The organism is Candidatus Deferrimicrobiaceae bacterium (assembly GCA_035256765.1).
GTDB lineage: Bacteria > Desulfobacterota > Deferrimicrobia > Deferrimicrobiales > Deferrimicrobiaceae > CSP1-8.
This window is the reverse complement of sequence record DATEXR010000130.1, coordinates 1-4724: the sequence shown is the minus strand read 5'-3', so window position 1 is coordinate 4724 and position 4724 is coordinate 1. Positions and strand designations below refer to the sequence as shown.

The 4724-nt window shown below is 66.8% G+C and carries 7 protein-coding genes; 2 read left to right on the top strand and 5 right to left on the bottom strand.

What is annotated here, in order from left to right:
• Positions 1-182 (top strand): hypothetical protein (locus VJ307_04425; protein ID HJX73381.1); only part of this gene is annotated, 182 nt, incomplete at its 5' end.
• A 579-nt stretch (positions 183-761) separates the two neighbouring features.
• Here the strand turns inward: VJ307_04425 and tadA are convergent.
• The 5 genes from tadA to VJ307_04400 form a co-directional block, all read right to left on the bottom strand.
• Positions 762-1220, bottom strand: a complete 459-nt coding sequence (gene tadA, locus VJ307_04420; protein ID HJX73380.1) for a tRNA adenosine(34) deaminase TadA — start codon at positions 1218-1220, stop codon at positions 762-764.
• A complete protein-coding gene (locus VJ307_04415) occupies positions 1213-1839 on the bottom strand; it encodes a DUF3106 domain-containing protein (GenBank protein HJX73379.1) in 627 nt (208 codons plus the stop codon). Before VJ307_04415 ends, tadA begins: the two co-directional genes overlap by 8 nt.
• Before the next feature lie 4 nt (positions 1840-1843).
• Complete coding sequence (locus VJ307_04410) at positions 1844-2458, bottom strand: zf-HC2 domain-containing protein (protein ID HJX73378.1); 615 nt, start codon at positions 2456-2458, stop codon at positions 1844-1846.
• A 48-nt stretch (positions 2459-2506) separates the two neighbouring features.
• The gene (locus tag VJ307_04405) at positions 2507-3082 is read right to left on the bottom strand and encodes a sigma-70 family RNA polymerase sigma factor (protein ID HJX73377.1); all 576 of its coding nucleotides are present in this window, start codon (positions 3080-3082) and stop codon (positions 2507-2509) included.
• A 94-nt stretch (positions 3083-3176) separates the two neighbouring features.
• Complete coding sequence (locus tag VJ307_04400) at positions 3177-3710, bottom strand: ferritin family protein (GenBank protein HJX73376.1); 534 nt, start codon at positions 3708-3710, stop codon at positions 3177-3179.
• A 39-nt stretch (positions 3711-3749) separates the two neighbouring features.
• Here VJ307_04400 and folE point away from each other — a divergent pair, with 39 nt between their 5' ends.
• On the top strand, positions 3750-4310 hold the full coding sequence (gene folE, locus VJ307_04395) for a GTP cyclohydrolase I FolE (protein ID HJX73375.1): 561 nt from the start codon (positions 3750-3752) through the stop codon (positions 4308-4310).
• The last annotated feature ends 414 nt before the right edge of the window (positions 4311-4724 follow it).

The window sequence follows — 4724 nt, the reverse complement described above, 5'->3', positions numbered from 1 at the left end:
AAGCAGGATCCCCCCGGAGGTTTTTCTCCCGCAAGGAACGGCCCCTTTTCCCTCCCCTGCACCCCATGTTCCCCCGGAGTTCCGACATCGCTTTCGTCTATCTTCTGCTGCTCCTCGCCGGAGGAGTGGGATACCTGGTGGTTCGCCTCCTCGCCCCCCTGTTTGCCTCCCGCTTCCCTTAGTACTCCGCTTCATAAATACGGTGTCGCACCGAGAGCGTCGATGCGCCGCGCCTTGGCGAAGGCGCGCGACTGAGGATGGGGGGGACACTCCCACCGGGGACATTCCTGATTCATCTCCGGGATGCGGGAGAGGAGTGTCCCCGCCCATCAGGAGTGTCCCCCCTGAGCGCAAGGAGCGCGTACTCCGCGGGAGCGAGGGACCTGTCCCCGGAAGGGTCGGCAGCCGAGGCGAAGCGGATGCGCCGTCAGACCGCGAAGGACGACCGAGCACGGCGCAGGCGTACTTGCGGTACGCCGAGCCGGGCGCAGGGAGTCCGACAAAGGGCTGGCGGTGCGTTCCCTCGCCGCAGGCGCCGGTCGCCAAAAGGGCTGCCTTTTCTGCTGCGACAAGCGATCCCCGGGCTGCGTCGGGCGTGCTCGTCGCTTGCTTGTGCGGCGTACTTCCCGTACGCCTCCGCGCTCGCTCCTGCGCTTGCCCGCCGTAGCCAAAGGGTCTCCCTTGTCTCGCGACGAAACCCTTCCGGGGACCGGCCCCCTGCAGCGGCGCTCGAATGCAACCGTATTTGTGAAACGGAGTACTTAGGCCTTCCGGCGGGGGCGGAAAAACGCGGTGAGGATGGCGGCGCACTCCTTCCCGAGAACCCCGGGGATCACCATCGCCCGGTGGTTGAGCCTCTCGTCGGAGGCGATCCGGAAGAGGCTGTGAACGGCTCCCGCCTTGGGGTCGGCCGCCCCGAAGATGATTTCGGAAACCCGGGCGTTGACGGCGGCCCCCGCGCACATCACGCACGGCTCGAGCGTCACCACGAGACGGCAGCCCGTGAGCCGGTAGTTGGAAAGCTTCTTCGCCGCCCTGCGCAAGGCGAGGATCTCCGCGTGCGCGGCGGGGTCGTTCCCCGAAACCATCCGGTTGTGCGCGCGGGCGATGATCTTCCCGGAGGGTCCCACCACCACCGCGCCGACCGGGACCTCTCCCTCGTTCGCCGCCTTCGCCGCCTCGGCAAGCGCGACCCGCATCCACTTCTCCCGGTCAGTCACGCGAGGAACCGGGGGGACCGCGCTTCGGTCCCCGGGAGGGCTGGGAGAACAGGAAACGGCTCACCGCCTTTCGCTCGTCGGGGGAAAATCTTTGGTAGAACGGCCATTCCCTCAGCCGTTCGTCCCGCTTGCCCTCGGGGAGGTCCCGCCACTCGGCCAGCCGGCCCCGCAACGCGCGGCGCCGTTCGGGGGGGAGATCCCGCCACCGCCGGGCGAACGTCTCGATGGTCCGCTTCTCCTGCGGCCCGGCGTTCCGGTAGATCTCGCGCCGCTGCATCAGGAAGCTCCGCTGCCCCTCCGGGAGCTCCCGCCATTGTCGCCTCCTCTCGAGGATCCTCTCCTTGCGTTCCGGGGGAAGCTCCTTCCACCGGTGGTACCGCTCCCGGATCCTCTCCCGATCCTCCGGCGTCATGGTGCGCCATCGCTCGATCTTCTCCGGCGTCACTTCCCCCGCCTGGGCCACCCGCCGACCTTCCGCCCGCACGAACGCATCGCCTCTCCTCCCGGATGGTGCGCCGTCCCGGCCGCCCGCGACGGCCTGCCGCCCGGTCGCCATGACAGCCAGGCAAAGCGCCAGCGCGCACGCCAGAATCGATCGCTTTCGGGTGCCGGGTGACATCAGTCTACCCCCGTTGACGGGGAGGTGGGACGAAAATCTCCATCTCGTCGATCTGCGGCTCGTCGAACAGTTCGGGGTCCTCCAGGATCTCCAGGTTGGCGACGATCTCCCGGTCCTCCGGGGAAAGCGTCCCCGCCGCGCCAGCGACCTGCGGCCGCATTTCCTCCTTCCCGCCGGCGGCGTCACGGGAAGCCGAAGAAGGGCCCCCGGGGAGGGAAGGAGCGTTTTCCCGTCCCGTCAATTCGCGGGCGACCTGGGGAGGGCGCACCTCCGGGGAGGAGAATTCCCGGGGGATCTCGCGGGAAGACATGATGTAGAGGGCCAGCGCGGCCGCGGCCGCCAGGGGCACGGCGGCCCACCGCACGGAGAAGGCGAAGATGCTCCGGCGCTTCGGGAGGAGATCCTCCTTCTCCATCCGGGCGAAAAGGCGGTCCCGGAATTCGGGGGGGACGTCTCCTTCCGTCCTCGAGACGCCGACCTCGAGAGCGCGCATCCGTTTTTCCGCCGACCGGCATTGCGCGCAGCCCCTAAGGTGCTCCCTGACCTCCCGGGCCTCCTCCGGAGAGGCCTCCCCGTCCACGTACGCGCTGATCGTCTCCCGGATCTCTTTGCATGCCATCTGGGTCACCCCGTTCCCCTGATTAAACCCCTTGACGCGGAAATGGTTTCACTTGAGAAGCCCGGAGAGTTCCGCAAGGAGCATCTCGCGCGCCCGGAAGATCCTGCTTTTTACCGCCTGCACCGTAACGCCTTGAACGGATGCAATTTCTTCGTAAGAGAGGCCCTCCCCCCGGTTCAGGACAAAGGCGCCCCGGTTCACCTCCGGCAGCTTCTGGAGCGCCTCGGCGTACCTCTCCTGAAGCTGCCCCTCCCAGGCGACCTGCTCGGGGTCCCAATCCTCCCGGCCCGGAAGCGGATACCCTTCGGCGGGATCTCCCTCCTCCCCCGTGGGGTGGATCGGCACTTTTTCCCCGTGCTCCTTCTCGTCCCGCAGGAAATTGAGCGTCGTGCGCCGGGCGATGGTGTACATCCAGGTGGTGAACTTCGCGGTCGGCTGATAGGTGGAGGCCGCCCGGGCGATCCGCAAGAAGATCTCCTGGGCCGCCTCCTCCGCGCGCGCCTGATCCCCGGTCATCCGGTAGCAGAAGTGGATCACCTTCCGGTGGTGGCGGGCGAACAGCTCCTCGAAGGCGTCCCGGCTTCCCCCGCGGTAGAGCTCCATCAGTTCGGCGTCGGTCCGCATCCCGTCCACGCTTCTCCCGGGGCGTTCCTCCCCGGATCCCCGTCCCCCTTGCCGCCGGCCGGTCCCAAGACCATCCGCTTGCGAAATATTCCCCTCAGAAAGGCCAGAACCTGGCCTCCTCCCAGTACATCTCCCGGAGCTGCTCGTACTGGCGCGTGAGGATCTCCAGGTGCTCCCGCTCCCACGCGATCAGGTCGTCGAACACCTTCTCCGCGGCCGCGTCCCCCTTCACGGTCTTCCGGAGGGCGGCGAACTGCTCGATGGCGCGCCTTTCGAGCGTCATTCCGATCGAAAGCGCGGCGGCCTCTCCCTCCGCCTTCTTTCCCTTGGCCACAAAGTCCGGAGGGAAAAGAGGGCTTCGAAATTTCCGGATCTCCCTCTTCCCGGACGCTTTCCGGACGAGCCGGGGGCGTTTCCCCTCCTCCATCCTGTCGATCTGCTCGAGGATCGCCTCGCGGTGGCGCTCCTCCTCCTCCATCAGGAAGGTGAACATCTGACGCACGCCGTCGAGGCGGGCGTTCGCGGCCGCCATCCGGTAGAACTCCCGTCCCTCGATCTCGTTCCTCAGCGCCTTCTTCCATCCTTGCGCGATCGATCCGGACGCGGGCTTCGCCGATCCCTTTTTCATGTTCGGCCGCACCTCCTCATGCTATATGATGTCTCCATTATGCAGGAACTCACGCGCGACTTGCTCATCAAGATCGGGGAGGACCCCGAACGCGAGGGGCTCAAAAATACTCCGGAGCGGTTCGAAAAGGCGATCCGCTTCCTCACCTCCGGGTACCACCAGGATCCGCGGGAAGTGCTTCAGCGCGCCATCTTCCACGAGAACTACGACGAGATGGTGACCGTCAAGGACCTCGACTTCTTCTCCCTCTGCGAGCACCACATCCTTCCCTTCTTCGGAAAGTGCCACGTGGCGTATATTCCGAAAAAGAACATCGTCGGGCTGTCGAAGATCGCACGCGTGGTCGAGCTGTACTCCCGCCGCCTGCAGGTGCAGGAGCGCCTGACCCAGGAGATCGCCACGGCGATCATGGACACGCTGCAGCCCCACGGGGTGGCGGTCGTCATCGAGGCGTTCCATCTCTGCATGATCATGCGGGGGGTGGAGAAGCAGAACTCCAAGGCGGTCACCTCCGCCATGCTCGGCGTCTTCCGGACGCGGCAGTCCACGCGGATGGAGTTCATGGAGCTCATCAAGCCGACCCTGAACATCCTGCGGTGAAGCGTCTGCCTCCGGTCATACACCCTGTTGCGCGGGCGTCCGGGAGCGGCTCCGCAGCCTCGGAGGGGGGCTCCGTTCGTGGCTCGGCGTGCGTTGCACCCGCACGCCTGCGCTCCGGCCTCCAGGGGTCCGTTGCCGAAGAGGCCGTGCACCGAGAGGGTCGATGCGCCGCTTCCGGCAAGGCGCCCGACCGAAGCGTACCCGCTGCGGTACGGTGAGGGAGGGCAACGAAGCCGGAGCGGATGCAGCGGCCCTCGAATGCCGGGATCTTCCGGGAATGGACTCCTGGAGGCCGGTCTCACTGCGCCCCTCCTCCTTCGGCTTGCTGCGCCGCGGACCGCATTTCCGGGACCGGGGACCCGGGGCGATGCGGGGGGGTTCCACAAAGCGGCGTGTGGAGCGAGAGAATATTAT

Bases quoted from the DNA above. Each gene is read 5' to 3' on its own strand.
- VJ307_04415 (HJX73379.1), bottom strand. From the start codon at position 1,839: ATGTCACCCGGCACCCGAAAGCGATCGATTCTGGCGTGCGCGCTGGCG.
- VJ307_04410 (HJX73378.1), bottom strand. From the start codon at position 2,458: ATGGCATGCAAAGAGATCCGGGAGACGATCAGCGCGTACGTGGACGGG.
- VJ307_04405 (HJX73377.1), bottom strand. From the start codon at position 3,082: ATGCGGACCGACGCCGAACTGATGGAGCTCTACCGCGGGGGAAGCCGG.
- VJ307_04400 (HJX73376.1), bottom strand. From the start codon at position 3,710: ATGAAAAAGGGATCGGCGAAGCCCGCGTCCGGATCGATCGCGCAAGGA.
- folE (HJX73375.1), top strand. From the start codon at position 3,750: ATGCAGGAACTCACGCGCGACTTGCTCATCAAGATCGGGGAGGACCCC.